Origin of the sequence: Nocardioides lacusdianchii, assembly GCF_020102855.1 — a bacterium.
In the GTDB taxonomy this organism is placed as follows: Bacteria; Actinomycetota; Actinomycetes; order Propionibacteriales; family Nocardioidaceae; genus Nocardioides; species Nocardioides lacusdianchii.
Genome location: NZ_JADHZD010000007.1, coordinates 61,867 through 86,442, shown reverse-complemented (window position 1 = coordinate 86,442; position 24,576 = coordinate 61,867). Strand labels below are relative to the sequence as shown.

Sequence of the window (24,576 nt, the reverse complement as noted above, 5' to 3'; positions counted from 1 at the left end):
GTAGCCTCGCCGCATGGGATCCCGGCGAGCCGCGCTCATGGCGCGCCACGGTCGCAACTTCGGGCTGCTTGGGCGCTTCGGACTGGTGGGTGCGTCCGGGGTGCTGGTCAACCTGCTGACCCTCGTGGTGCTGCGCCGCCTGGGCCCCCACTTCGACGACGCGGTCGTCGCCATCGGGTCCACCGACTTCAACCTCCGCTGGTACCACGTCTACTCCACCCTGGCCTTCCTGGTGGCGAACCTGTCGAACTTCCAGCTGAACCGCACCTGGACCTTCCGCAGCAGCAAGGCGCAGCGCTGGTGGTCGGAGTACTGGCCGTTCCTGGTCGTCGGCTTCGGCGGCCAGCTGGTGGGCCTCGCGCTCCTCACCCTCCTGATGCACCCCCACTCCCCCGTGAGCCTGCCGACCGAGGTCTTCGACGACTCCTCGGGGCTGCGCAACCGGCTCTACTGGTCGCAGCTGATCGTCATCGGCCTCGTCACGCCCCTGTCGTTCGTGTTCAACAAGCTCTGGACCTTCGCGGCGGTCCGGACCGGTCGGCTGGACCTCGCCGACCCCATCCGTGAGGGTGAAGTGATGGCTGGGAAGGATGGGACCTGAACGGTCCCGACCGTGGCCGAGACGTGCACCGTCTCGCCTGTCACCGCACCCGTGGCGCGTGGTAGAAACTCCCCGGAGTTCGACGGGAGGGACGCCACTCAATGACGACATCGGGGTCGTACGACTTCGCCGGCTACCAGGTCCTGGTCGTCGGTGGCACGCGCGGCGAGGGCCACGCGATCGCGTCGTCCTTCGCCTCGTGCGGCGCCTCGGTGACGGTGACCGGCACGATGATGCTGCGCTCGCTCTACGACACCGACCTCTCGGCCTTCGACTACGAGTCGGTCAACCTGGCGCGCCAGGACTCCATCGACCACCTCGCGGCGAGCATCGACCACATCGACGTGCTCGTGCTCGCAGCCACCTGCAACCTCCCCTACGGCCTGCCGGTCGGTGAGCACGACTTCATCGCCGAGGCGGCCCGCTCGGGCCTGCTGGGTCCGACCTTCCTCACCACGAGGCTGCGGCTCAAGCTCGGCCAGAGCCCGGCCCTCGGCGGCGGGTGCGTGGTCAACACCGGCGCCGTACGCACCTGGCTGGAGCTGTCGCAGCCTGCCGAGACGGCCCACGCCGAGCTCGTCGCCTCGACGGCGCGCGCCGCTGACAACTGGGCCGGCCTGGGGGTGCGGGTCAACTCGGTCGCCCGCTCCCCCCGTCGCGTCCTGCCCCGCCAGTTCGCTCCCCGCCCGGCCGCGTCCGCGGGCAGCCGGGTCGCGGGCGACACGCTCGTACGCGACCCCCGGTCGGCCACCGACACTGCCGTGGCCGACGCCGTGCTGTTCCTCGCCAGCAGCTCGGCGTCGCGGATCACCGGCCACACGCTGACGATCAGCTGAGGCTCGCCCGACCGGGCCGCGCTCGCTGCGGTGCGCGGCGACGCGCTCTCCTCGATTCGAGCGAAATGCTCCGCGATGGGCGTCAGGGCGGTTACGGTCCATGCACTCATCGGCAACAAGAGATCCACAAGTGTTTTGCGGCCACCTCGGGCTCCGTCGCTTTCCCGTCATTCGGAAGGACGTGCTCACGTGACTGCTGAACTCATCTCCTCGCCCGCCACCCGGCGCCGTACGTCGTGGGCGGGGCGTGCGTCGCAGCACCGTCGCCAGCAGGTCGGCTCCCGCGACGCCCGCACCGACGCCCAGGTAGAGGCCCTGTGGCTGTCCCTCGTCGAGGTGCTCCGCGCGATGGACGACCCGTCGTCGGCCGTGCTCTGCACGGCCGGGGGAACCCCGGTCGCGGCCTACGGCCTGCCGAAGCCCGAGGTCCCGCGCGTCTCCCGCCAGGCCGGCAGCGCCTTCGCCACCCGCACGCGCCCGGACGGGTCGGTCGGCGAGGTCGAGACGGTGGAGCTCACCGCAGGCCGGCGCCACACCGTGATCGCGTCCGTCCCCGGGGCGGACGCCGACCACCTGCTCTCGGTCACCGCGGAGGGCGTCAGCCCGCCGCTCCTCGAGGCCTGGACCCGCCGGGCCGCCGAGGACCTGCGCCAGGCACTGTCAGTCGCCGCCGCCGTCGACTAGGCGGTCCGCCGCGGCGTAGGGGTCGGTCTCCCCCGCCGCGACGCTCGCGGCGAGGACCTCGAGGTCGTCGCCGGAGTCGGTCCCGCCCCAGCGCTCGCGCAGCGCGGCCAGGGCGATCGCCTCGACCTCGCGCCGCGCCCGGAGCGTACGCCGCCGCGTGAGCTCGCCGGACTCCTCCAGCCAGACCGCGTGGCGGTCGAGCTCCCCGAGCAGGTCGTCGACCCCCTCGCCCGTGCTGGCCACGGTCATCAGCACCGGGGGCCGCCACGCACCCTCGGGCCGCTCACCGAGGGTGAGCATCGTGCGCAGCTCGCGACGGGTGCGCTCGGCGCCCTCGCGGTCGGCCTTGTTGACGACGTAGAGGTCACCGACCTCGAGGATGCCGGCCTTCGCGGCCTGGATGCCGTCGCCCATCCCCGGCGCCAGCAGCACGAGGGTGGTGTCGGCGAGCCCGGCCACCTCGACCTCGCTCTGGCCCACGCCGACGGTCTCGACGACGACCACGTCGCAGCCGGCCGCGTCGAGGACCCGCACCGCCTGCGGGGTCGACCACGCGAGGCCGCCGAGGTGCCCGCGGGCCCCCATCGAGCGGATGTACACGTCCTTGTCGAGCGCGTGGTCGCCCATCCGCACCCGGTCGCCGAGCAGCGCACCCCCGCTGAAGGGCGACGACGGGTCGATCGCCAGCACGCCGACGCGCTTGCCGGCGCGCCGCATGCCGGCCACCAGCGCGTTGGTCGACGTCGACTTGCCGACGCCCGGCGCACCGGTGATGCCCAGCACGTGGGCGCGACCGGTGTGCGGGTTGAGTGCGGCCATCACCTCGCGCAGGAGAGGTGAGGCGTCCTCCACGAGGGTGATCAGGCGTGCGACCGCTGCCGCCTCACCCGCACGCGCGCGTGCGACGAGGTCGGGGACCGCTTGGGCGCCCCGCCGCGTCACGAGCGCCGCCTCGCGGCCCGGGTCACCGAGCAGGCACGCGGATGATGAGCGCGTCGCCCTGGCCGCCACCGCCGCAGAGCGCCGCCGCACCGGTGCCGCCGCCCCGGCGCTGGAGCTCCAGCGCGAGGTGGAGCACGATCCGGGCGCCGGACATCCCGACCGGGTGGCCCAGGGCGATGGCACCGCCGTTGACGTTGACCCTGTCCTGCTCCACACCGAGCTGGCGCGCCGACTCGATGCCGACGGCGGCGAAGGCCTCGTTGAGCTCGAAGAGGTCGATGTCGGAGACCGCGATGCCCTCCTTCTCGGCCGCCTTGGCGATCGCGTTGGCCGGCTGGAGCTGGAGCGAGGAGTCGGGGCCGGCGACCTGGCCGGAGGCGCCGATCTCGGCGAGCCAGGTGAGGCCGAGCTCCTCGGCCTTGGCCTTGCTCATCACCACGACCGCGCAGGCGCCGTCGGAGATCTGCGAGGCAGAGCCGGCGGTGATGCTGCCGTCCTTGGCCACGGGCCGGAGGCCGGAGAGCGACTCGACGGTCGTGTCGCCGCGTACGCCCTCGTCCTCCGCGACCGTGACGTCGCCGCGGCGGCTGGTGATCGTGACCGGGACGACCTCGTCGTCGAAGACGCCGTTCTTCCATGCCAGCGCCGCGCGCTGGTGCGACTGGGCGGCGAAGGCGTCCTGCTCCTCGCGGGTGAGGTTGGCGCCGGCGGCGTTGCAGCCGTCGGTGAGGCTGATCATCGCCTGGTGGGTGAACTGGTCGTAGAGCGCGTCGTAGGCCATCGAGTCGACGAGCGCGGTGTCGCCGTACTTGAAGCCCTCGCGGCTCTTGGGCAGCAGGTGGGGCGCCTGGGTCATCGACTCCATGCCGCCGGCGACGACGATCTCGTGCTCACCGGCGCGGATCAGCTGGTCGGCCATCGCGATCGCGTTGATGCCGGAGAGGCAGACCTTGTTGATGGTGATGGAGGGGACGCTCATCGGGATGCCGCCCTTGACCGCCGCCTGGCGGGCCGTGATCTGGCCGGCACCGGCCTGGATGACCTGGCCCATGATCACGTAGTCGACCTGCTCGCCGGACACGCCGGCCCTCTCCAGGGCGCCCTTGATGGCCACGCCGCCGAGGTCGGCCGCCGACTGGTCCTTGAGTCCGCCGAGCAGGCGGCCGATCGGGGTGCGAGCCCCGGCAACGATCACGGAACCGGTCATGAGCTTCTCCTCCAGGCATGCGGGGTGGTGGGTGCTACCTCCAGCGACGATACCCATGACGACGGCCGGTGCGGCAGGGTGTGGGAGCCGCCCGGGGTGAGGCACACGTCACACCCCCTCGCGCCCCACGCCGCCGGAGTGCACGATGACCCCCATGAGCGCGCCCGACCTCCCAGACGACCTCCAGCACCTCTTCACCGCGATCGACCACGTCGGCATCGCGGTGCCCGACCTCGACGCGGCGATGGCCTTCTACCGCGACTCCTACGGGATGCGGGTGCTCCACGAGGAGGTCAACGAGGAGCAGGGCGTGCGCGAGGCGATGGTCGGCATCGGCGACTCCGGTTCCTGCATCCAGCTGCTCGCGCCGCTGACGCCCGAGTCGACGATCGCCAAGTTCCTCGACCGCAACGGACAGGGCATCCAGCAGCTCGCGTTCCGAGTCGAGGACGTCGAGCACGTCGCGGACGTGCTCCGCGAACGCGGCCTGCGCCTGCTGTACGACGCCCCGCGGCGCGGCACGTCGGGCAGCCGCGTGAACTTCATCCACCCCAAGGACGCCGGCGGGGTGCTCGTTGAGCTCGTCGAGCCCGCGCGCTAGCGACGTATCTCACACCACGCACCACGCAAGGTTACTCGCCGGTACGTTGACCGGCACCCGACAACGGCACCGATGCCTCGCCCACCCTGATTCCAGGAGACACCCGTGCACAACATCCTCGAAGCCATCCAGTCCGGCAACGCCACCTCGGAGGACTTCGCCTCCCTGGAGCTGCCCGAGTCCTACCGCGCCGCCTTCGTCAAGAAGGACGAGGTCGACATGTTCGAGGGGGTGGCCTCCCGGGACAAGGACCCCCGCAAGTCCCTCCACGTCGACGAGGTGCCCCTGCCGGAGCTCGGCCCGGGCGAGGCGTTCGTGGCCGTGATGGCCAGCGCCATCAACTACAACACCGTCTGGACCTCGATCTTCGAGCCCGTCTCCACCTTCGGGTTCCTCGAGCGCTACGGCCGCAACTCCGAGCTCACCAAGCGCCACGACCTGCCCTACCACGTGGTCGGCTCCGACCTCTCCGGCGTCGTGCTCAAGGTCGGCGCCGGCGTCACCAAGTGGAAGCCGGGCGACCGCGTCGTCGCGCACTGCCTCTCGGTCGAGCTCGAGGGCCCCGACGGCCACAACGACACGATGCTCGACACCGAGCAGCGCATCTGGGGCTTCGAGACCAACTTCGGCGGGCTGGCCGACGTCGCGATGGTCAAGGCCAACCAGCTCATGCCCAAGCCGGAGCACCTCACCTGGGAGGAGGCCGCCTCCCCCGGCCTCGTGAACTGCACGGCGTACCGCCAGCTGGTCTCCAAGAACGGCGGCGACATGAAGCAGGGCGACAACGTCCTGATCTGGGGCGCCTCGGGTGGTCTCGGCGGCTTCGCCACGCAGTACGCCCTCAACGGCGGCGCCACCCCCGTCTGCGTGGTCTCCAACGAGGAGAAGGCCGCCATCGCCCGCAGCATGGGCGCGGAGCTGATCATCAACCGCTCCGAGGAGGGCTACAAGTTCTGGAACGACGAGAACACCAAGCAGGACCCGAAGGAGTGGAAGCGCTTCGGCGCCCGCATCCGCGAGCTCACCGGCGGCGAGGACATCGACATCGTCTTCGAGCACCCCGGCCGTGAGACCTTCGGCGCGTCCGTCTTCGTCACCCGCAAGGGCGGCACCATCACCACCTGCGCGTCGACGTCGGGCTACATGCACGAGTACGACAACCGCTACCTGTGGATGAACCTCAAGCGCATCATCTCCAGCCACTTCGCCAACTACCGCGAGTCGTGGGAGGCCAACCGCCTCATCGCCAAGGGCAAGATCCACCCGACCCTGTCGAAGACCTACACGCTCGAGGAGGTCGGCCAGGCCTCGCTCGACGTCCACCACAACTCCCACCAGGGCAAGGTCGGCGTCCTGTGCCTCTCGCCCGAGGAGGGCCTCGGCGTCCTCGACCACGAGATGCGCGCGCAGCACGAGACGGCGATCAACCGCTTCCGCGGCGTCTGAGGCAGCACCGGCACCCCGACGAGACACTGCTCACACCCCGGTTCGCCCGACTCGCACCGAGTCGCCCGCGAGCCGGGGTGTGATGTTGTCGGGGCATCGGCAAGACTGGCACCCACGCAGTCAGTTCGACCGAGAGAGGGTGCCTCGACCATGAGCTCCGACAAGGGCCTGTCCATCTTCGACGAGCCGGAGTCCGCCGACGACGCGGCCGAGGAGACCCAGGTGCTCCCGGTCACGGCGAAGGACGAACCGGAGGTCGCGAAGCCCCAGACCGGCAGCCGCGCCGCGACGCAGGCCGCTCCGGCAGCGCCGAGCCCGGACGCCGAGGCGACGCGCCGCTCCCCGGTGGTCCCGCCCGCGGCCCGACCGCCCGCGTCCCGACCGGCCGCGGCTCCCGCGGCGGCCACCACGTCCCCCGTCGCACCGACCCCGGCCGGCGCGGCCCCGCTCCCCGTCGTACGCCGCGGTGGCTACGACAAGGCGGCCGTCGACCAGCGCGTCGGCCAGCTCCAGAACGAGAAGTCCGGCCTGGCCACCAGCCTCGCCAGCAGCGAGCAGCGCGTCATCGAGCTCGAGGCCGAGCTCTCCGCAGCCCGCGAGGAGCTGCAGGAGAACGCCAACCCGACCTACGCCGGGCTGGGCGGTCGCGCCTCCTCGATGCTGAAGATGGCCGAGGAAGAGGCGGCCGACGTGCGCCGCGCCGGGCACCGCGACGCCGCCGACATCCGCAAGGCCGCCGAGCGCGACGCCACCAGCATCCGCGCCGACGCCGCCCGCGAGGCCGACGACATGCGCATGGTGCAGCTCAAGGAGCTCGACGAGATGCGCGCGCGGCTCACCGCCGACGCCGAGACAGAGCGCAGCCTTGCCAAGGCCGAGGCCGAGGACCTGCTCGCCGCCGCGCGCCGCGAGTCCGACCAGCTCCGCCTCGCCGCCCAGCAGGAGACCAACGAGATGCGGGTGACCGCGACCCGCGAGGCCGAGCAGGCCCGGGCCGCCGCGGACCGCGAGGTCCAGGAGGCCCGACGCACGCTCGCGGTCGAGAAGGAGCGCCTGACCCGCGAGGCCGCCGAGCACCACAGCAACGCCACGGCCGAGACCCAGCGCCTCGTCGCCGAGGCCGAGGCACGGGCCACCGCCGCGGAGCAGCGGGCCCGCGAGGCCACGGCCCAGGCCAACGCCCACCGCCAGCAGGCACAGGCCGAGGCCGAGGGGCTGCTCACCCGAGCCCGTCGCGAGGCCGAGCAGGTCGTCGCCTCGGCACGAACCCAGGCCGACTCGATCGGCGCCACCCGGGTCGCGGAGGCCGAGCGCGAGCTCGCCAACATCCAGGCCGAGGTCGACCGGGTCGCCAAGCGACGTGACGCCATCACCGCCCAGCTCGGCGCCCTGCGCGACGTCGTGGCCGGCTTCGGCGAGGACGAGTCCTGAGCTGGCGCGACCGGCTCCGGCAGGCGATCGCCCCGCGCGACACCGAGACCCAGCCCTCCCCCGCCGCGACCGACCTGCCCCCCGACGCCGGGGTCCACGAGGTCGTGGAGAAGGTCAGCGAGGACGCCGACCGCGCCGAAGCAGCCGCCGAGGCCGCTGAGGAGTCGGCGAAGTCGGCCGCCGAGATCGCCGAGCAGATCGACGACGCCATCGACCTCGTGGTCGACGAGGCGGCGCCCGCCCCCTACGTCCCGGCGGAGGTCCCGGCAGCACCGCTGCTGCTGCGCCACTCGCCGTTCAAGATCGGGTTCTTCGGTGCCTTCGGCGCCCTGGCCGCGATCTTCCTGTCCCAGCAGCTGTTGAGCATCTCCTCGATCCTGATCCTGCTCGTGATGTCGATGTTCCTCGCCATCGGGCTCAATCCGGTGGTGGAGCTCTTCATGCGTCGCGGCATCCGGCGCGGGCTCTCCGTGCTGATGGTGCTGGTCGTGGTGATCGGGGTGCTCGCGCTCTTCGTGGTCGCCATCGCGCCGGTGATCAGCGAGCAGATCGCTGCGATCACCCGCAACGCCCCGGGGTGGCTCGACGACCTCCAGGCCAACTCGCAGGTGCAGAAGCTCGACGACCAGTACGACGTCATCGCCAAGGCGCGCGACTACATCCAGAACGGCGACTTCGGCCAGAAGGTCTTCGGCGGCGCGCTCGGCGTCGGCCTGAGGGTGCTGTCGGCGGTCGCCAACAGCTTCATCGTCCTGGTGCTGATGATCTACTTCCTCGCCTCGTTGCCCAGCATCAAGCACGCCGCCTACTCCCTGGCGCCGGCCTCGAAGCGGCCGCGGGTCAGCGAGCTCGGCGACAAGATCATCCGCTCGACCGGTGCCTACGTCGCCGGCGCGTTCCTCGTCGCGCTGTGCGCGGGACTCAGCACGCTGGTGTTCTCGTTCATCGTGGGACTCGGCGACTACGCCTTCGCCCTCGCCTTCGTGGTGGGCCTGTTCTCGCTGATCCCGGTCGTCGGTGCCTTCGTGTCCGGTGCGCTCATGACGCTGCTCGCGCTGACGGTCTCACCGACGGTCGCCCTGGTGGCGCTCGTCTACTACGTCGCCTACCAGCAGGTGGAGTCCTACCTGATCTACCCGCGCATCATGAAGAAGTCGGTCGACATCCCCGGCTCGGTCACGGTCGTGGCCGCGCTCGTGGGCGGATCGCTCCTGGGCATCGTCGGTGCGCTGCTCGCGGTGCCGGTGGCCGCGGCCCTCCTGCTGCTGCACCGCGAGGTGTTCCTCAAGCGGCAGGACGCCCTCTGACCGACACGGCATCGGGCTCGGGCTCGGGGAGCGGCTCCACCACGAGGGACGTACGCCCCTCCCCCAGCTTGACCACGACGACGCCGGCGAGCACCAGCAGCCCGCCGGCGAGCTGGATCGTGCGCGGCAGCTCGCCGAGCAGCAACCACGCCCAGAGGACGGCGGCGAGGACCTCACCGAGCGCGACGAAGGACGCCAGGCGGCTGCCGAGGCGACGCCCCGCCTCGATGCCGGTGACGTAGGCGAAGGCCGCCGTCACCAGGCCGAGCGCGACCACCGTCGCCCACCACGGCACGGTGAAGCCGTCGTAGGCCGCGTCCGCGGTCGAGGCGCGGAAGGGCAGCAGCCCGCTGGCACCGGCCGCCGACAGGACCACGCTCGCGACGAACAGGCCACCGGCGGCGAGGCTGATGCCCGGCAGCCCGTTGGACTCGTCGGCGGAGATGATGAAGTACGACGCCGCGCCCACCATCGCGCCCAGCGCCCACAGCACACCGACCGCGCTGAGGTCGGCACCGGAGATGACGTCGAGCACCAGCACGAGGCCGCCGGCGGCCAGGACGGCGCCGAGCACCGTCAGCCGGGAGGGCCGCTGCCCGTGGCGCAGCCAGAGCCACATGACCACCGCGACCGGGGCGGTGTACTCCAGCAGGAGCGCCACGCTGACCTGCATGTAGGTGACGGCGTAGAAGTAGCACAGCTGGGCACCGGCGACGGCGGTGATGCCGTAGAGCGTGATGAGGCCCGCGTTGTCGCGCAGCAGGTGCCAGCGGCCGCGCAGCGCCAGCAGGCCGGGGACCAGGAGGACGACGGCGGCCAGGACGGTGCGGACGGTGACCGCGGCGCCGGCGCTCCAGCCGGTGTCGAGCAGGCCGCGGGCGAGTGCGCCCGACATGCCGAAGCTCGCGGCGGAGGCGAGCGCGAGGAGCAGGCCGGCCGCTGTCCGGGAGGACGTGGTGTCATGAGTCAAAGCCGTCACAGTCATGACGCTAGAGCGCGCTGATGTAATGTGTCAACATGCTTTTCACGGATGACACGGACGCGGCCCTGCAGGCAGCGGTCGCGCTGGTGAACTCGACCGACGAGCCGGGCGACCCCCTCGGCTCGGTCGAGGACCTCTCCGGCTTCCTGGCGTCCTGGTCCTACACCGGGCGCCACGACGCCGGCGCCGAGGAGCTCGCGGCCCTGCGCCGCCTCCGACCCGCCCTGCGCGAGCTGCTGCTCGCCGATCGGGACGAGGCCGCGGGGATCGTCAACGGCATGCTCGCGCGCGCCCGGGCGCTCCCCCAGCTCCAGCGCCACGACCAGTGGGACTGGCACCTGCACGCCGTGGAGCCGGACCGACCGCTCGACGAGCGCGTCATCGTGGAGACGGCGATGGCGATGGTCGACGTGATCCGGGCCGACGAGATGTCGCGCCTGGCCCGCTGCGCCGCCGACGACTGCGACGACGTCGTGCTCGACCTGTCCCGCAACCGCTCGCGCCGTTACTGCTCGACCACCTGCGGCAACCGCGAGGCCGTCGCCGCCTACCGCGCCCGCCAGAAGGCCTGACGCGCTCCCTCAGGCCAGGAAGCGCCTCAGCACCTCGAGGAAGACCTCGGGCTGCTCGGAGTGCACCCAGTGCCCGGCCCCCTTGACCAGCACCCGGCGGTTGCGCGGGAACCGGCGGTCCATCTCCTCGGCGTGCTCGTCGGCGATGTAGTCGGAGTCCGCCCCACCGACCCACAGCACCGGGCCGTCGTACGTCACCTCGCCGAGCGCCTCGGCGGGCCAGCCCGTGAGACCGGGCATCGAGTCGCCGAGCAGGTCCAGGTTGACCTGCCAGTGCCACCCGTCGTCGCCGCGTCGCAGGTTCTGGAGCAGGAAGCTGCGCACCACCGGGTTCGGCACCGCCTCGCGCAGGGCGTCCTCCGCCTCGCCCCGCGAGCCCAGTGCGGCCAGGTCGAGGCCCTGCATGGTGTCGATGTAGCCGACGAACTCGCGTCCGCTCGGGTAGGCCACCGGGGCGACGTCGACGACGGCGAGCCGCTCGACCAGCTCGGGGTGGCGCAGCGCGAGGCACATCGCGATCTTGCCGCCCATCGAGTGCCCGACGAGCGCCACCGGCTCGTCACCTAGCTCGGCGGCCACCAGATCGGCGAGCTCGAGGTAGTCGAAGGTCTCGGTCCACGGGGACCGCCCGTGGTTGGGCATGTCGAGCAGCAGGACGCGGTGCTCGGCGCTCAGCGCCTTGGCGGCCTGGGTCCAGTTCCTGCCCTGGCCGAAGAGGCCGTGACAGAAGACGACGCGGGACCCGGTCTCGCCGAGCTCGGTGCGGTGCAGGCTCACCGGGACATCCTGACGTGCGGGTGGTGCGACACGCTCGGGAGGGTCGTCGAGGGGGTGGTGCGGGCTCAGAAGTCGAAGCCGTCGAACATCCCGCCGATGCCGTCGCCGATGCTGCCGAACATGTCGCCGAGCCCCTCACCCACCGCACCCAGGCCCTCGCCGAGGCCGTCGAAGCCGCCGCCGAAGAGCATGCCCATGAACATCCAGTCCATCGGACCGAAGGTGCCGAAGTAGCCCTGGGCGTAGGGCTGGTAGGCGCGACCACCCTGCCAGTAGGGCACCCGGCGCGAGCCGACCATCACCTTGCGGATGTCGGGCTCGGCGCCGGCGCGGACACGCTCGACGTCGAGGGCGCAGGCGGGCACGTCGCGCGGTGCGCCGCCGGGCGGGGTCCACGGCACGTCGGCCACCGACAGCCCGTGGCGGGGGTCGAAGAAACAGGGCGGGCGGCGCTGCGGGAGGGGCTCACCGGCGACGCGGGCGCGCACGCACGCCATGGCGTAGCGGCCGTCCTCGAGGATCTCGGTCACGTGGCGCACGTCCTCGGGGCGGGTGAGCGCGGCGGCCGCGGTCTTCGCGGACTCGTAGGAGTCGAGGGCGCGCTGGTAGTCGGCATTGGCGCCCGGGTCGAGCTGCTCCCCGGCGAGGTCGATGTCGAGGTCCTGGAGCTCCACGCCGAGGGCGGTGACGTCCTCCTCGGCGAGCTTCTTCACCGGTGCGACCTCGGCCTCGGCGCGGGCCAGCTCACGCTTCTTGCTCGACCTGCCGGCTCCCACGGCGAGCGCCGTGAGACCTCCGAGGACGACGAGCACGAGCACGAGTTCCATGCAGCCAGCGTACGCAGAACCTGCAAGAGCAGGCCGCCCATCGACCCCCGACGATGTGCGACCTGCTCCGGCACGTGGCCTGTGGGCGTCGGGACCATCCCCTCGTGCGGTCCCCACGCCCGTGGCGCACGAGAAGACTCCCGCGAACCTGCAGGTGTCGGCATCCGTAGTCCTACCTATCTCTCCGGCCCGGGACGATAGATTCGATCCGTGCTGTCCCCCTGTCTCGGTCGTGAGGACGTCAGGCGTGCGCTGGACCGGGCGCTCGAGGAGTCGCGCTGGGTGACCGTGGTCGGTCCTCCCGGCAGCGGCAAGACCCTGCTCGTGCGCCACGCCGCCGAGGGACTGGGTGTCGCATGGGTCGACGCCCGCGCCCTGCACCACCTCGACGAGGTGCTCCTCGCCGCGCTCGGCAGCCTCGGCGCCGAGACGGCGCCCGGTGACACCCTGGCCGGCGCCCTCGGCCGCGCGCTCGACGGGCGCGACTGCCTGCTCGTCCTCGACGGCCTCGACATCGACGCCACCGGCGCCGGTCCGGCCATCGAGGCGATGCTCGAAGGCACCACCGACGTACGCGTCGCCGTGACCGCGCGCACCACGGCCGGCGAGCCGCACGAGTCCGTCGTACGCGTGGGGCCGCTCCCCGTGCCCCACCAGCGTGCGCCGCTCGAGGGCCCTGCGGTGGAGCTGTTCCTGCGCGGCATCCGCGCCGCGGGCGGACCGCTCGTCGACCTCACCTCGCAGGCACACGAGGTACGCCGCCTGCTGAGCGCCACCGGCGGGCTGCCGCTCCTCATCGAGCAGGTGGCCGTGCAGTCGGCGCTGGTCGGGCTCAGCAACGCGATGTCCACCGTCAGCCTCGACCAGGCCGTCGACTCCGCACACGGCCTGCTGGACCCGTCGAGCGCCACTGCGCTGCGCCGCATCGGCCTGCTCGACTTCCCCGTCGGCCTGGGGGTGCTCGCCCACGCGCTCGACCGGTCCACCGCCGAGGCCGCCGAGCTCGCGGGCAACCTCGTGCGCCGCAGCCTGCTCGAGGTGGACCAGCGCGGGCACTTCGACATGCTCTCCCCCATCCGCGGTCGGGCCCGCGCGCTGGCCGGTCCCGACGACGTCGCGGCCGTCGGCTCCGGCCTGCTCGCCTGGGCCCAGAGCCACGCCCCCGACCACGACAACTACGGCGCCGCGGACGCCGAGTGGCTGCGCGACCTGCCCGCCATGCGCCACGCCGTCCTCACCGCCTGCGCCGACCCCGCCACGCGCGCCGAGGGCTACTCGGTCGCCAACCGGATCTTCTCCTCCCTCTACACCTCCATGCGCGCCCGTGAGGCGCTCGAGATCCTCGAGGGCGCGCTGTCGAGCGGCGACGGCCCCTCGGAGATCGGAGCCCAGGTCGCGCGCCGCGCCGGCATCGCGGCCTCGGAGGTGCGCGGCACCTACGAGGGCCTCTGGCTGCTCGACCGCGCCGACGAGCACGCCTCGGCAGCGCCGCGGCCCGAGGAGCAGCTGGCCAAGACGGCGTCCATCCGCGCCGAGATGCACCTCGACGCCGGAGACACCGCCCGCGCCGAGGCGGAGGCGAAGCGGGCGATCAGCCTCGACCCCGAGGGATCGATCAGCCGCCAGGCGACCCGCACCCTTGCCGACGTCTACGCCTCCCAGGGCCGCTTCGCCGAGGCGGCCCAGGCCGTCAGTGACGCGATGCCCGCGCGGATCAGCCGCGACGAGCGGTGGATCGACCTCTCCGCCCGCACCGTGCTCGCGCGCATCGCGCTCGAGCAGGGCCGGATCGCCGAGGCGGTGGCCGGGGCCCGCGCGGTGGTGCTGGAGGCCCGCGAGCTCGCCGAGGACCGGGTCGGGCTGCTGGCCGAGACGCTGCTGCGCGGCATCGACCCGACGTGGCGGGCCAGGGACGTCGTGCGCGACACGCTGCCGTGGGCCGTACGCCTCCCCGTCCTCGCGCAGGACGGGCGCGACCTGCTCGTGGCGGGCGAGACCCAGCAGGCAGCGGGGCTCGCCGCCGACGTGGTGGCGCTCGCCGACTCCGCACGCCTGGGGCGCGACGGTGTCGAGGCACGGCTGCTGCTCGGGCGGGCGCTCGTGGGCCTCGGCGACCTCGACCAGGCCACGACGACCTACCTCACCGCCCTCGACAGCTGTCACACGATGCGGCTGCCGCTGCGTGCCGCGGACGTGCTCGACGGCCTCGCCGGGGTGGCGCGGGCGCGCGACCTCCCCGAGGCCCGGCTCCTGGCTGCGGCCGCCTTCGCACTGCGTACGCCGCGCATGGCCGTGCGGTGGGGCTACTCCGCCGACTACGACGTGGTCCCGGCACACCGGGCGCCTGCCGAGTGGATCGACGGCGCCGAGCTCTCCGACGACGCCGTCGCGCTGGTGACGGCCGTGTTCACCCGGCCCGGACCGGCCGTGCCGTCGGTCCTCGACGCCCTGACCGCCGCGGAGCGCCAGGTCGCCGACCGGGTCGCGCACGGTCTCACCAGCCGGCAGATCGCCGAGGAGCTCTTCGTCTCGCCGCGCACCGTCGACGCCCACCTGACCCACATCTACCGCAAGCTCGACATCAACACCCGCGCGCGCCTGGCCGCGCTCGTCGTCGACAGCCGCTGAGCCGTCGTCTGGGTCGCCCGATGTCGGTGGGGTGGTCCACGATGGACTGATGAGCCGGACCATCCAGGTGACCTTCGACGCCCACGACCCGGAGGCGCTCTCCCGCTTCTGGGCCGACGCGATGGGCTACGTCAACCCTCCGCCGCCCGGGCACGAGCTGGAGCCGGGGCAGGACCCCTTCGAGGCGTGGCACGCCTTCCTCGCCGAGGCGGGGGTCCCGGAGTCGGAGTGGAACTCCGCCTCCGCCGCGCAGGACCCGGACGGAGCCGGCCCGCGGCTGTTCTTCCAGCGGGTGCCCGAGGGCGCGACCGCGAAGAACCGTGTGCACCTCGACCTGCGCGCCGCTCCCGGCCTCGACGGCGAGGAGCGGATGGCCGCGCTCGAGTCGGAGGCCGAGCGGCTGGTGGCGCTCGGCGCCACGCGCGTCGAGCGGCACGAGCCCGCCCCGCCCATGACCGCCGGCCACCTGGTGATGGCAGACCCCGAGGGCAACGTGTTCTGCCTCGACTGAGCTCCGCCTCTCAGCGTCATGCGAACCCGCACCCATGGGTCGTGCTTCGTATGACGCAACATCCCGGCCGACGGCGCTGCGTCATCCGAATCCGCACGCATGAGTGCAGGTTCGTATGACGCAGGGGCGAGACTCCGCGGGTGCGGCGGAGAGGCGTACGACGCTCAGCGGGCGCTGTAGTCCCGGAACCCCCGGCCGGTCTTGCGGCCGAGGTAGCCCGCGGTCACCAGGTGCTCGAGCAGCGGCGCCGGGGAGAAGCCGGGCTCGCGGAACTCAAGGTAGAGCTCCTTCTGGATCGCCAGCGACACGTCGTTGCCGACCACGTCGAGGAGCTCGAAGGGACCCATCGGCAGGGCACAGCCCTGCTTCATCGCGGTGTCGATGTCATCGGCGGTGGCGTAGTGCGCCTCGAGCATCTTGACCGCGTCGTTGAGGTAGGGGAACAGCAGCGCGTTGACGATGAAGCCGGATCGGTCGCCGCACTTCACGGCCACCTTCCCGACGCGCTCGCACAGCGCGAGCACGGTCTCGGTCACGGCCTCGTCGGTGGCGACGGTGGAGACGACCTCGACGAGCTTCATGATCGCCGCGGGGTTGAAGAAGTGCATGCCGATGACGTCCTGGGGACGCTTGGTCACCTTGGCCATCGAGATGATCGGCAGCGACGACGTCGTGGTGGCCAGGATCGCGCCCGCCCCTCCTCGACCACCCGTGCAGATCTCGTCGAGGTTCTCGAAGAGCGTGGTCTTGATGGCGAGGTCCTCCGCGATCGCCTCGACCACGATGTCGACGTCCTTGAGGTCGTCGAGCGACGTGGTGCCACGCACCCGGCCCAGCACCTCGGACTTCTGCTCCTCGGTCGCGCGGCCGCGCTGGATCTGCTTGTCGAAATTCTTGGTGATGGTGGCCAGCACGCCGTCGACCTTGTCCTGGCCACGGCCGGTGAAGACCACGTCGTAGCCCGCCTTGGCGAAGACCTCGACGATGCCGGAGGCCATCGTGCCGGTGCCGACGACACCGACCAGCTTGATGCTGTGCCGCAGCTGCGGCTTGTCGTCGGCGCTCGGGGTCTGGGCGTCGGCGACCACGATCGGGGAGTCGGGCGCCTCGTAGGTGTAGAAGCCGCGGCCCGACTTGCGACCGAGCAGGCCGGCGGTGACGTACTGCTTGAGGATCGGCGCGGGCGCGTGGAGGCGGTCGCGGCCCTGCTTGTACATCGTGTCGAGGATCTCGTAGGCGGTGTCGAGGCCGATCAGGTCGAGCAGCGCCAGCGGGCCCATCGGGTAGCCGCAGCCGAAGCGCATGGCCGCGTCGATGTCCTCGCGCGAGGCGTACTTGCCCTCGTACATCGCGACGGCGTGGTTGAGGTAGCCGAAGAGGAGCGTGTTGGCGATGAAGCCGGCCTTGTCGCCGCAGACCACCGGGTTCTTGCCCAGGCTGCGCAGCAGGCCCTGCACGTCGGCGAGGACGTCGGGCTCGGTGACCACCGTGCTGATGATCTCGACGAGGTTCTGCACGGGCGCGGGGTTGAAGAAGTGGACGCCCACCACGCGGCCGGGCATGGCGTTGGCGGTGGAGATCTCGGTGACGCTGAGCGAGGAGGTGTTGGTCGCGAGCACCGCGTCCGGGCGCACGATGTCGTCCAGCGCGCGGAAGATCGACTTCTTCACCTCGAGCGACTCCACCACGGCCTCGACGACGAGGTCGGCGACGGCCAGGTCGGCCATCTCGGTGGTGAGGGTGATCCGGCCGAGCAGCTCAGCCTGCTGCTCCGTCGTCATCTTCTCGCGCTTCACCGCGCGGCCCGTCGAGTGCTCGAGGTGCTCGCGACCGCGCTGGACGCCCGCGTCGTTCTGCTCGACGCCGATGACGGTGAAGCCGTTGCGGGCGAAGACCTCGGCGATGCCGGCGCCCATCGTGCCGAGGCCGATCACGCCGACGGTGCTGAACTCGCGGGTAGTTTCGTCGCTCATGGACGCATGCTCCCACGCGGGCGATCCCCCGTGGGTGTGGGAACCGTCACTTCCCGGAGGGTTCCCCCACGGGGGTCGAGGGGCGTACGACGACCACCTCGTCGCCCGGTCGGACGGGTCCGGGGCGCACCACCTTGGCGCACAGCCCACGCAGGCGCCGCGGCTTGCCCTCGGGGCCGTTGACGAAGCCCATCGCGTCCTTGCCGAAGCGGGCGATGAACTTGCCGCAGCCGTTGTGCGGCTGGTCGGTCACCACGATCACGGCGCCATCGGGGCCGCCGATGTGCAGCTCGCTCCACGCCGGCAGGTGGTCGTGCGAGAGGTCGAGGTCGAGGAACATCTGGTCGCCCGCGAGCGCCTCTCGGTCGGGGTCCTGGGCCAGGAACTCCACGAGCCGGTGGCTCATGATGTTGAGCTGCATGTCGGGGTGCGCCGACCCGTCCGGCGTACGCCGGCTGCCGCGCTCGGCCCACGTGTCCCCCACGAGCCCCTCCGCGAGGTCGAGGTGGCCGACCTCGAGCACCTCGCGCTCCCCGGCGCCGGGCGGCGGATGACGGCGCGGAGCGTGCCGACCTCGCGCGGTGCGGCGTCGAGGACCGGGAGGAAGTCGGTGAGGTCCGCGGCGGTGCGGTGCGAGCGCAGGACGCGGCGCACGAGCACGTGGCCGGGCTCCTCGCGCATCGCGGACAGCGGCCCCGGCAGCGGCTCCTCCGACGGGATCTCGGCGAAGCCGAGGTCGGCGTACGTCGCTGCCTCGGGGCCGGCGAAGGGCAGGGCCGTCAGCTGGCCGTGGCCTTTGGCGGCGAGTCGCTCGCAGGCCGCCTCGACGAGCGCACGCGCGGTGCTGCCGTCGAGGTCGACGCCGGGCGCGAGGCGGGCGAGGTGGGCGTGCCCGTCGAGGAGGTCGACCCGGGCATGGCCGAGGGCGGGATCGCCCGCCACCACGACGAACCCGGGCCCGTGGGAGGCGTCCTCGATGCCGAGGTGCGCGAGGTCGCGCTGCCGCGCGGGACGTACTGCGTGGTCGGTCACGGGGCCACTGTAGATTCGCCCGTCGTGAGGATCGTCGTCGCGCGCTGCCAGGTGGACTACGCAGGACGGCTCTCGGCCCACCTGCCCCTCGCCACCCGTGTCCTGATGCTCAAGTCGGACGGGTCGGTGCTGATCCACTCCGACGGCGGGTCCTACAAGCCGCTCAACTGGATGTCGCCGCCGTGCACGGTCCGCGAGGGCGTCTCCGAGGACGGTCGCGCCGAGTGGCTGGTGAGCGCCACCAAGTCCGACGACACCCTGCGCATCCTCATCGACGAGGTCCTCCACGACACCTCCCACGACCTCGGCATCGACCCCGGCCTGCAGAAGGACGGCGTCGAGAAGCACCTCCAGGAGCTGCTCGCCGAGCACCCGGCGAGCCTGGCCGCGGGACTGACGCTGGTGCGCCGGGAGTTCATGACAGCCATCGGTCCCGTCGACCTGATGTGCCGCGACGCCGACGGGCTGTCGGTCGCGGTGGAGATCAAGCGGCGCGGCGACATCGACGGCGTCGAGCAGCTCACCCGCTACCTCGACCTGCTCAACCGCGACCCCGCGCTGACGCGCAAGGGCGCGGTGCGCGGCATCTTCGCCGCCCAGGAGATCAAGCCCCAGGCCCGGGTGCTGGCCACCGACCGCGGCATCGCCTGCGCCCTCGTCGACTACGACGCGCTGCGCGGGATGGACGACGGGGAGCACCGGCTCTTCTGAGCGCCAGCACTCTCCACAGCCGCTGCCCCCAGATGAACTTCCACCCGCACAGGTGGAACTTCAGGCCTGAAAGCGCCGCCCTGAGCGTAGAACCGGATGAACTTCCGCTCGTGCGCGTGGAAGTTCATGCGCCTGCGTATCGCGCCCTCACCTTGTCGCTTCCACCAGTGTCGGTGGCTGGTGCCACGGTCCGAACAGAAGCCATCTCGACGCGAAGGACCGACATGACACGATCGCCAGCACCCGGGCTGACACCGCACCGCACGCCCCTCGACCTCTCGCCCCTGGACGGGATCACGGTCCTCGACGAGCCACTGCCCTTGCTCTGGAGTGCGCTGCTGCGCCTGCAGATCGAGCCGTCCCGTGACGGAATGGCCGAGGTGTCGGCGACGGTGACCAGCGAGGAGGGTTCCGCCCTGGAGCGGGCGATGGCCAGGGTCGAGGACGAGGACGCCGAAGACGTCCGCTCCGAGGGACAGTGGGATGGCGACCGACTCGTCGCGGTGGCCCATCGGGTTGCTCAGGCAGTCGAAGACTTCTGGAGGACTCACAGCCAGGTCGAGTAGCGCGCCTCCCCCGCACCGCCGCACCTCACCGTCGGATCCCGAGGCGGTCACCGCGTCGGAGCGAAGGCGAAGTCAGGTCGCTACCCTCGCACGGTGGTTACTTCGTCGACCCCCGACCGCATCTTCCACATCGCCACCGACGCGGACTGGCGCCGCACCCTGGAGACCGGCACCTACTCGACCTCCACCGTCGGGCGCACGCTCGCGGAGGAGGGCTTCATCCACGCGTCGAGGCGCGAGCAGGTGCAGGGCGTCTTCGACCGCTACTACCGCGGCCTCGGCGAGCACCTGGTCCTGCTGACCATCGACCCGTCACGGCTCACCGGCGCCGAGGTGCGCGTCGAGGAGGTCGGCGACGACACCTACCCCCACGTCTACGGCCCGATCAACCGCACTGCCGTCGTCGACGTGGCCCCCCTCGACCGCCGGGGCGGCACCGAGACGCTGATGTCGATGTGGATCAGTGGCATGGTCGTGCGGATGGGCATCGCCCTCGCCGTCATGGCGCTCGTGACCGTGGTCGTGCTGGTGCTCAGCTGACCGGGCGGTCGGCCCACGACCGGGCCACCCAGCCGTCCGCGTCACCCTCGAGGGCCACGACGCCGCAGTTGGGCATCGGCAGGTCACGGGAGTGGGTCAGCGCCAGGTTGCGCGCGACGGCGGAGAGGGCCATGCACATCACCCCGCCGTGGCTGACGACCAGCACCGACTCACCGCGGTGCGCGTCGGCGATCTCGTCCAGCACCGCGGTGTAGCGCTCGACCACGTCCTCGCCGCTCTCCCCACCGGGGATCCGCGCGGCGAGGTCACCGTCGAGCCAGGCCGCGAAGGTCTCGGCGAAGGGGTCGGGGTCGCCGGTCGTGCCGGCGGCGTCGCCGACGCCGAACTCGCGCAGCCCCTTGCGTACGACGACGTCGGTGCCGAGCGCGGCCGCCACGATCTCGCCGGTCTGCACGGCGCGGGCCATGTCGCTGGTCCACACGCGGGAGATGCGTTCGGGCGCCAGCCGCTCGCCGAGCGCCCGTGCCTGGTCGCGCCCCGACGGGCTCAGCCAGCCCCCGGCGTCGCTCAGCAGCTCGCTCTCGTAGACGGCCTCGCCGTGCCGGGCCACGAACACCCGGGCGGCGCACTGGAGGTCACTCACCGGCCAACCCCACCACGTCGGCGGCGCAGCCCCACGACAGGGTCACGCCCGCACCCCCGTGGCCGTAGGTGTGGATGACGTCGCCGACCCGCTCGAGCCGGACCACGGGGCGGACCGGACGCAGTCCGACCTTGTGCCGCAGGACCCGCGCGCCCTCCAGCTCCGGCACGAGCGCGGTCGCCCGGTGCAGGACAGCCTCGGCCGTCGCCGGGTCCGGGGTGCGGCTCCACTCCCCCTCCTCGGCCGTGCCGCCGACGACGATCTCGCGCGACCGCGGGACCACGTAGGTCGGTCCGTCCGCGTCGAGCGTCCAGCGCTCGAGGCCGACCTGCTCGAGGACGACCACCTGCCCCCGCACGGGCGTTACGCCGGTATCAGCGCCGAAGTGCCGGGCGCCCAGCCCGGTCGCGTCAACCACGAGCGCGCCCTCGGACGGCAGCGCGGACAGGTTCATCCGGGTCAGCGTGCCGCCGAGCTCCTCGATGCGGGCCGTGAGCCAGCGGAGGTGGACCGGCATGTCCACGACCGGGCTCACGAAGGTCCAGCCGTCGGCGTAGCCGGGTGGCAGGGCGGTCTCGCGGTCCAGCGACGGCACGGCCGCACGCCACCACGGGTCCGGCTGCGGGGCGCGCAGCACCTCGGTCCCGGTGAGCATCCGCACGCCCGTGCGCTCGTCGCGGGCGAGGTCGGCGAACACGGCGTACGACGTCGCGGCCCAGGCGGTGACCCGGTCCTGCGGCAGCGCTCGGTAGGGGTACCAGAGCGCGGCGGCGACCGCGGACGTCGTCTCCAGGGGCAGGTCGCGCGCCACCACGTCGACGCGGTGGCCGGCCTCCAGCAGCCGCACCGCGCAGGTCAACCCGACGACACCGGCCCCGACGACGATCACACGCCCCATGGGCTCAGTGTGTCAGCCTCCGGCGCCGGCCTGGCGCGGCGCGGTGGCGTCCTCGCCCTCCGCACCGTGCTCGCGGGCGACGTACTCCTCGATGTCCTCGATGTCGTCGTGGTTGCGCCGCACCACCGCGAGCAGGTCGCTCATGGTCGCGACCTCCTCGACCTGCTCCTTGATGAACCACTGCATGAACTGCTCGGAGGCAAAGTCGCTCTCCTCGCGCGCGATGCGCAGCAGGCCGTTGATCTGGTCGGTGACGGTCCGCTCCTGCGCCAGGGCCAGCTCGACGGGCGCGACGAGGTCGGCGAACAGCGAGGTGGGCGCGCCGACCGCGGGGATGGTGACCTCGGCGTCGGTGTCGAGGAGGTACTGGACCATCATCATCGCGTGGCTGCGCTCCTCGAGCGCCTGGTCGTAGAAGAAGGCCGCCATGCGGGGCATGGTCAGCGCGTCGTAGTAGATCGCGCAGGCGAGGTACTGGTTGTGCGCGGACAGCTCGTTGCCGATCTGGGCGTTGAGCTGCTCGACGAAGCGGGGGGCGGGCACGGCGGCCTCCTGGTCGGTGGGGCCCTCAGGCCGCGAGGGTCTTCTTCTTGTCCTTGTCCTGCTGCAGCTTCTTGGTCTTCACGAGCTTGCGCTTGTGGACCGTGTAGCCGTCGGGCAGCGTGCCTTCCTTGAGCATTCTCAAGGGGCAGCGGCCGCACTTGGTGCGGGAGACGCAGCACTTCTTCTTGGGCAGCTTGGCGACCTTGCCGGTCGACGCGCCGGACTTCTTGGTCCCGCCCTTGCTCTTCTTGCCCACACCGCGACGATAGCAGAATTCTTAGGGCAGCCTTACCTCAGTCCAGGTCGTTCGCCGCCCGGATCACGTCGACGATGCCGCCCATGATCTCGGTGAGCCCGTAGTCCTTCGGCGTGTAGACGGCAGCGACCCCGAGCTCGCGCAGCCGTCGGCCGTCGCCGTCGGGGATGATCCCGCCGACGATGACCGGCAGGTCGCCCAGGCCGGCCTCGGCGAGGCCGTCGAGGACGTCGGGCACCAGCTCCATGTGCGAGCCGGACAGGATCGACAGCCCGATGCAGTGCACGTCCTCGGCCACGGCAGCGGCCACGATCTGCTGCGGCGTGAGCCGGATGCCCTGGTAGATGACCTCGAACCCGGCGTCGCGGGCACGTACGGCGACCTGCTCGGCGCCGTTGGAGTGACCGTCGAGCCCCGGCTTGCCGACCAGGAGGCGCAACCGGCCGCCCAGCTCCTCGCCGGTGGCCCGGACCCGTTCGCGCACCGCGAGGAGGTCGGCTCCGGCCTCGGCCACCACGGCGCCGGAGACGCCCGTCGGGCCGCGGTACTCGCCGAACACCTCGCGCAGGGTGGCGGCCCACTCCCCCGTCGTCGCGCCGGCGCGCGCCGCGACCAGCGTCGGGGCCATCAGGTTGGCATCGGTCCGCGCCGCCGCGGCCAGGGCCTCCAGTGCCTCGGCGACCTCGGACTCGTCGCGCTGCTGCTTCCACGCCTCGACGCTCGCGCGCGCGGTCCGCTCGGCCTCCGGGTCGGCGGCCATGATCGCGGCGTCGAGGTCCGCCGTCAGCGGCGACGGCTCGGTCGACTCGAACTTGTTGACGCCGACGATGATCTCCTCGCCGGACTCGATGCGGGCCCGACGCGCGGCGTGGGAGGACACCAGCTCGGACTTCATGTAGTCGACGGCGGCGATCGCCCCGCCCATCTCCTGCACCCGGTCGATCTCGGCCCGCGCGCCCTCGACCAGCTCGGCGACCTTGGCCTCGATGACGTGCGAGCCGTCGAAGATGTCGTCGTACTCCAGCAGGTCGGACTCGAAGGCGAGCACCTGCTGCAGCCGCAGCGACCACTGCTGGTCCCAGGGCCGCGGCAGGCCCAGCGCCTCGTTCCAGGCCGGCAGCTGCAAGGCGCGGGCACGGGCGTCCTTGGACAGCGTCACACCGAGCATCTCCAGCACGATGCGCTGGACGTTGTTCTCCGGCTGCGCCTCCGTGAGGCCGAGGGAGTTGACCTGCACGCCGTAGCGGAAGCGACGCATCTTCGGGTCCTGCACGCCGTAGCGGTCGCGGGTGATCTCGTCCCAGAGCTGCACGAAGGCCCGCATCTTGCAGGTCTCCTCCACGAACCGCACGCCCGCGTTGACGAAGAACGAGATCCGGCCGACGACCTTCTCGAAGTCCTCCTCCGACACCTGCCCGGCGGCCTTGACCTGGTCGAGGACGGCGATGGCCGTGCTCAGCGCGTAGGCGAGCTCCTGCGTCGGCGTCGCCCCGGCCTCCTGGAGGTGGTAGCTGCAGATGTTGATCGGGTTCCACTTCGGGATCTGGTGCACCGTGTAGGCGATCATGTCGGCGATGAGCCGCATCGAGGCCTCGGGCGGGAACGCGTAGGTCCCGCGGGAGAGGTACTCCTTGATGATGTCGTTCTGGGTGGTGCCGGCGAGCTGCGCGGCGACCTCCTCGGGCGAGACGTCGCCCCCCGGGACGGCTCCAGCCTGCTCCTCGGCGACCACCTGGTAGAGAGCGAGCATCCACATCGCGACCGCGTTGATGGTCATCGAGGTGTTCATCTCGGTCAGGGGGATGTCGGCGAACAGCTTGCGCATCTCGCCCAGGTGCGGGACGGGTACGCCGACCTTGCCGACCTCGCCGCGGCTCAGCGGGCTGTCCGGGTCGTAGCCGGTCTGCGTGGGCAGGTCGAACGCCACGCTGAGCCCGGTCTGGCCCTTGGCCAGGTTGGTGCGGTAGAGCGCGTTGGACGCCTCGGCGGTGGAGTGGCCGGCGTACGTGCGCATCACCCAGGGCCGGTCCTTGGTCGGACGCTCCGATTCGGTCATGGCGTCAGGTTAGGACTCCGGTTACCCGTCAGTCACCGGTTGGGC

General features: G+C 71.9%; 26 protein-coding genes. 13 read left to right on the top strand and 13 right to left on the bottom strand.

Features of this window, described 5'->3' with window-relative positions:
- The first annotated feature begins 13 nt into the window (after nucleotides 1-13).
- The 3 genes from IRX98_RS11905 (at nucleotide 14) to IRX98_RS11895 (ending at nucleotide 2,121) form a co-directional block, all read left to right on the top strand.
- The gene (locus tag IRX98_RS11905) at nucleotides 14-601 is read left to right on the top strand and encodes a GtrA family protein (protein ID WP_224276986.1); all 588 of its coding nucleotides are present in this window, start codon (nucleotides 14-16) and stop codon (nucleotides 599-601) included.
- A gap of 101 nt (nucleotides 602-702) precedes the next feature.
- Nucleotides 703-1,437: an SDR family oxidoreductase gene (locus IRX98_RS11900; protein ID WP_224276984.1), complete on the top strand. Its 735-nt coding sequence runs from the start codon at nucleotides 703-705 to the stop codon at nucleotides 1,435-1,437.
- 189 nt (nucleotides 1,438-1,626) lie between these two features.
- Nucleotides 1,627-2,121: a hypothetical protein gene (locus IRX98_RS11895; RefSeq protein WP_224276982.1), complete on the top strand. Its 495-nt coding sequence runs from the start codon at nucleotides 1,627-1,629 to the stop codon at nucleotides 2,119-2,121.
- Here the strand turns inward: IRX98_RS11895 and meaB are convergent.
- Together meaB and IRX98_RS11885 are read right to left on the bottom strand one after the other, a co-directional pair.
- Entirely contained in the window at nucleotides 2,098-3,063 is a 966-nt protein-coding gene (meaB, locus tag IRX98_RS11890) for a methylmalonyl Co-A mutase-associated GTPase MeaB (protein WP_224276980.1), read from the bottom strand. The genes IRX98_RS11895 and meaB overlap by 24 nt on opposite strands.
- Nucleotides 3,064-3,085: 22 nt before the next feature.
- Nucleotides 3,086-4,270: an acetyl-CoA C-acetyltransferase gene (locus IRX98_RS11885; protein WP_224276978.1), complete on the bottom strand. Its 1,185-nt coding sequence runs from the start codon at nucleotides 4,268-4,270 to the stop codon at nucleotides 3,086-3,088.
- 154 nt (nucleotides 4,271-4,424) lie between these two features.
- Here IRX98_RS11885 and mce point away from each other — a divergent pair, with 154 nt between their 5' ends.
- From mce to IRX98_RS11865, 4 genes are all read left to right on the top strand, one after another.
- Nucleotides 4,425-4,871 (top strand): methylmalonyl-CoA epimerase, encoded by a 447-nt coding sequence (gene mce / locus IRX98_RS11880; RefSeq protein ID WP_224276976.1) that lies wholly within the window; start codon nucleotides 4,425-4,427, stop codon nucleotides 4,869-4,871.
- Between the two features lie 105 nt (nucleotides 4,872-4,976).
- The gene (gene ccrA / locus IRX98_RS11875) at nucleotides 4,977-6,317 is read left to right on the top strand and encodes a crotonyl-CoA carboxylase/reductase (protein ID WP_224276974.1); all 1,341 of its coding nucleotides are present in this window, start codon (nucleotides 4,977-4,979) and stop codon (nucleotides 6,315-6,317) included.
- Nucleotides 6,318-6,467: 150 nt separating this feature from the next.
- Nucleotides 6,468-7,748 carry a coiled-coil domain-containing protein gene (locus IRX98_RS11870; RefSeq protein ID WP_224276972.1) on the top strand — a complete coding sequence of 427 codons (1,281 nt, stop codon included), beginning with the start codon at nucleotides 6,468-6,470 and terminating at the stop codon, nucleotides 7,746-7,748.
- 104 nt (nucleotides 7,749-7,852) lie between these two features.
- Nucleotides 7,853-9,055, top strand: a complete 1,203-nt coding sequence (locus IRX98_RS11865; protein WP_224276971.1) for an AI-2E family transporter — start codon at nucleotides 7,853-7,855, stop codon at nucleotides 9,053-9,055.
- On the opposite strand, the gene IRX98_RS11860 is transcribed toward IRX98_RS11865, so the two are convergent.
- Nucleotides 9,033-10,034: an EamA family transporter gene (locus IRX98_RS11860; protein WP_224276970.1), complete on the bottom strand. Its 1,002-nt coding sequence runs from the start codon at nucleotides 10,032-10,034 to the stop codon at nucleotides 9,033-9,035. The genes IRX98_RS11865 and IRX98_RS11860 overlap by 23 nt on opposite strands.
- A gap of 38 nt (nucleotides 10,035-10,072) precedes the next feature.
- On the opposite strand from IRX98_RS11860, the gene IRX98_RS11855 reads away from it, so the two are divergent.
- Nucleotides 10,073-10,609: a CGNR zinc finger domain-containing protein gene (locus IRX98_RS11855; protein ID WP_224276969.1), complete on the top strand. Its 537-nt coding sequence runs from the start codon at nucleotides 10,073-10,075 to the stop codon at nucleotides 10,607-10,609.
- Nucleotides 10,610-10,618: 9 nt separating this feature from the next.
- On the opposite strand, the gene IRX98_RS11850 is transcribed toward IRX98_RS11855, so the two are convergent.
- Together IRX98_RS11850 and IRX98_RS11845 are read right to left on the bottom strand one after the other, a co-directional pair.
- Complete coding sequence (locus tag IRX98_RS11850; RefSeq protein WP_224276968.1) at nucleotides 10,619-11,386, bottom strand: alpha/beta fold hydrolase; 768 nt, start codon at nucleotides 11,384-11,386, stop codon at nucleotides 10,619-10,621.
- A gap of 65 nt (nucleotides 11,387-11,451) precedes the next feature.
- The gene (locus tag IRX98_RS11845) at nucleotides 11,452-12,213 is read right to left on the bottom strand and encodes a hypothetical protein (RefSeq protein WP_224276967.1); all 762 of its coding nucleotides are present in this window, start codon (nucleotides 12,211-12,213) and stop codon (nucleotides 11,452-11,454) included.
- A gap of 210 nt (nucleotides 12,214-12,423) precedes the next feature.
- Here IRX98_RS11845 and IRX98_RS11840 point away from each other — a divergent pair, with 210 nt between their 5' ends.
- Nucleotides 12,424-14,841: a LuxR C-terminal-related transcriptional regulator gene (locus tag IRX98_RS11840; protein ID WP_224276966.1), complete on the top strand. Its 2,418-nt coding sequence runs from the start codon at nucleotides 12,424-12,426 to the stop codon at nucleotides 14,839-14,841.
- 49 nt (nucleotides 14,842-14,890) lie between these two features.
- On the top strand, nucleotides 14,891-15,352 hold the full coding sequence (locus tag IRX98_RS11835; protein WP_224276965.1) for a VOC family protein: 462 nt from the start codon (nucleotides 14,891-14,893) through the stop codon (nucleotides 15,350-15,352).
- 164 nt (nucleotides 15,353-15,516) lie between these two features.
- Here the strand turns inward: IRX98_RS11835 and IRX98_RS11830 are convergent, their stop codons facing one another.
- The 3 genes from IRX98_RS11830 to IRX98_RS11820 are packed head-to-tail and all read right to left on the bottom strand — an operon-like array spanning nucleotide 15,517 to nucleotide 18,357.
- Nucleotides 15,517-17,325, bottom strand: coding sequence for a 3-hydroxyacyl-CoA dehydrogenase family protein (locus tag IRX98_RS11830; RefSeq protein WP_224276963.1), 1,809 nt, complete (start codon nucleotides 17,323-17,325; stop codon nucleotides 15,517-15,519).
- Nucleotides 17,326-17,371: 46 nt separating this feature from the next.
- Complete coding sequence (locus tag IRX98_RS11825) at nucleotides 17,372-17,731, bottom strand: MOSC domain-containing protein (protein WP_224276961.1); 360 nt, start codon at nucleotides 17,729-17,731, stop codon at nucleotides 17,372-17,374.
- On the bottom strand, nucleotides 17,728-18,357 hold the full coding sequence (locus IRX98_RS11820) for a hypothetical protein (RefSeq protein WP_224276959.1): 630 nt from the start codon (nucleotides 18,355-18,357) through the stop codon (nucleotides 17,728-17,730). Before IRX98_RS11820 ends, IRX98_RS11825 begins: the two co-directional genes overlap by 4 nt.
- Between IRX98_RS11820 and nucS the strand changes: the two genes are divergently transcribed.
- The 3 genes from nucS (at nucleotide 18,346) to IRX98_RS11805 (ending at nucleotide 20,174) form a co-directional block, all read left to right on the top strand.
- Entirely contained in the window at nucleotides 18,346-19,068 is a 723-nt protein-coding gene (gene nucS, locus IRX98_RS11815; RefSeq protein ID WP_443683627.1) for an endonuclease NucS, read from the top strand. The two genes, IRX98_RS11820 and nucS, sit on opposite strands and share 12 nt — an antisense overlap.
- 32 nt (nucleotides 19,069-19,100) lie before the next feature.
- Nucleotides 19,101-19,634, top strand: coding sequence for a hypothetical protein (locus IRX98_RS11810; protein WP_224276956.1), 534 nt, complete (start codon nucleotides 19,101-19,103; stop codon nucleotides 19,632-19,634).
- Nucleotides 19,635-19,727: 93 nt separating this feature from the next.
- Entirely contained in the window at nucleotides 19,728-20,174 is a 447-nt protein-coding gene (locus IRX98_RS11805; protein ID WP_224276953.1) for a DUF952 domain-containing protein, read from the top strand.
- Here IRX98_RS11805 and IRX98_RS11800 read toward each other — a convergent pair.
- From IRX98_RS11800 to IRX98_RS11780, 5 genes are read right to left on the bottom strand one after another with little or no spacing between them, the layout of a single operon-like run.
- Entirely contained in the window at nucleotides 20,167-20,778 is a 612-nt protein-coding gene (locus IRX98_RS11800; RefSeq protein ID WP_224276951.1) for a histidine phosphatase family protein, read from the bottom strand. The two genes, IRX98_RS11805 and IRX98_RS11800, sit on opposite strands and share 8 nt — an antisense overlap.
- On the bottom strand, nucleotides 20,771-21,676 hold the full coding sequence (locus IRX98_RS11795; protein WP_224276949.1) for an FAD-dependent oxidoreductase: 906 nt from the start codon (nucleotides 21,674-21,676) through the stop codon (nucleotides 20,771-20,773). The genes IRX98_RS11800 and IRX98_RS11795 overlap by 8 nt, the downstream gene beginning before the upstream one ends.
- A gap of 12 nt (nucleotides 21,677-21,688) precedes the next feature.
- Entirely contained in the window at nucleotides 21,689-22,219 is a 531-nt protein-coding gene (locus IRX98_RS11790; RefSeq protein WP_224276948.1) for a ferritin, read from the bottom strand.
- 25 nt (nucleotides 22,220-22,244) lie between these two features.
- A complete protein-coding gene (locus IRX98_RS11785; RefSeq protein ID WP_224276947.1) occupies nucleotides 22,245-22,475 on the bottom strand; it encodes a hypothetical protein in 231 nt (76 codons plus the stop codon).
- A 37-nt stretch (nucleotides 22,476-22,512) separates the two neighbouring features.
- Nucleotides 22,513-24,531: an ethylmalonyl-CoA mutase gene (locus IRX98_RS11780; protein WP_224276946.1), complete on the bottom strand. Its 2,019-nt coding sequence runs from the start codon at nucleotides 24,529-24,531 to the stop codon at nucleotides 22,513-22,515.
- Nucleotides 24,532-24,576: the final 45 nt, after the last annotated feature.